The organism is Streptomyces albireticuli (assembly GCF_021228125.1).
Classification (GTDB): domain Bacteria; phylum Actinomycetota; class Actinomycetes; order Streptomycetales; family Streptomycetaceae; genus Streptomyces; species Streptomyces albireticuli.
In genome coordinates this window covers 1-921 of record NZ_JAJQQS010000089.1, presented here as the reverse complement: position 1 = coordinate 921, position 921 = coordinate 1, and the positions used below count along the sequence as shown (strand labels likewise).

The window sequence follows — 921 nt, the reverse complement described above, 5'->3', positions numbered from 1 at the left end:
TCTGTTCGGTACGGGACGTGAAGGGCCTGTACGCGAAGCAGGCGGCGGGCGAGATCTCCGGGCTCACCGGGGTCGACGACCCCTACGAGGAGCCGGCGGACCCCGAAGTGCGGATCGCGGCACATGAGACGAGCGTGGAGGAGTCAGCGGCCGTGGTGTACGAGGCGCTGGCGGGGAGGGGGTTGCTGTGAGCCCGTACGCGTTGTCGCATCTGGACGCCCTGGAGTCGGAGGCGGTGCACATCTTCCGTGAGGTGGCGGGGGAGTTCGAGCGGCCGGTGATCCTCTTCTCCGGCGGCAAAGACTCGATCGTGATGCTGCACCTGGCGCTGAAGGCGTTCGCTCCGGCGCCGGTGCCGTTCTCCTTGCTGCACGTGGACACCGGGCACAACTTCCCCGAGGTGATCGCCTACCGCGACCGGGTGGCCGCCGAACACGGGCTGCGCCTCGAAGTCGCCTCGGTACAGCAATTCATCGACGACGGAAGGCTGCGGGAACGCCCGGACGGCACCCGCAACCCGTTGCAGACCCTGCCCCTTCTCGACGCCATCGAGCGGCACCGTTTCGACGCGGTGTTCGGCGGCGGCAGGCGGGACGAGGAGAAGGCGCGGGCGAAGGAGCGGGTCTTCTCGCTGCGGGACGAATTCGGCGGCTGGGACCCGCGCCGTCAGCGCCCGGAACTCTGGCAGCTCTACAACGGCCGCCACGCCCCCGGCGAACACGTCCGCGTCTTCCCCCTGTCGAATTTCACCGAGCTGGATGTATGGCAGTACATCGCCCGGGAGAAGATCGAGCTCCCCTCCATCTATTACGCGCACGAACGCGAGGTGTTCGCCCGGTCGGGCATGTGGCTGGCCCCCGGCCAGTGGGGCGGCCCCAAGGAGGGCGAGCGGGTGGAGAGACGGCTGGTGCGCTACCGCAC

2 protein-coding genes are annotated in these 921 nt (G+C 68.9%); both read left to right on the top strand.

The genetic code is table 11. The features are described 5' to 3' along the window. Positions 1-191 (top strand): adenylyl-sulfate kinase (locus LUZ64_RS36720; RefSeq protein ID WP_232399078.1); only part of this gene is annotated, 191 nt, incomplete at its 5' end. Continuing rightward, on the top strand, positions 188-921 hold a 734-nt coding region (gene cysD, locus LUZ64_RS36715), incomplete at its 3' end, for a sulfate adenylyltransferase subunit CysD (protein WP_232399076.1). The genes LUZ64_RS36720 and cysD, both read left to right, overlap by 4 nt.